This is a genomic window from Escherichia sp. AM3 (assembly GCF_032029835.1).
GTDB classification, from domain to species: domain Bacteria; phylum Pseudomonadota; class Gammaproteobacteria; order Enterobacterales; family Enterobacteriaceae; genus Escherichia; species Escherichia coli.
This window is the reverse complement of sequence record NZ_JAVUPQ010001153.1, coordinates 1-252: the sequence shown is the minus strand read 5'-3', so window position 1 is coordinate 252 and position 252 is coordinate 1. Positions and strand designations below refer to the sequence as shown.

The following is a 252-nucleotide window of genomic DNA, read 5'->3' as shown; positions in this document are numbered from 1 at the left end:
ACCAGGACCAGCCGGTGAACGGCTCTGCCGGCGTCACAATCTCCTCGCCCAGTGCCGTATGGCTCGCCAGCGCCATAAGCAGGCCACAGAGGGCACGCTTCATTTGCCACCTCCCTGCTGGTTCACCTGCGCTGCGATGCGATCCTTAATCTGCTGAACCTGCGCACTGGTATCCGGGATTTTCTGGTTCTTCATCAAATCCTCATAGAAATCCGAGAAGTTGATTTTATCGAAGTCGATACTCTGCAACTC

At 55.2% G+C, this 252-nt stretch carries 1 pseudogene; it reads right to left on the bottom strand.

Annotated elements, in window-relative coordinates:
- Positions 1-99: 99 nt before the first annotated feature.
- Positions 100-252, bottom strand: a pseudogene (locus RTW80_RS30120) (conjugal transfer protein TraN); the annotation flags it as partial.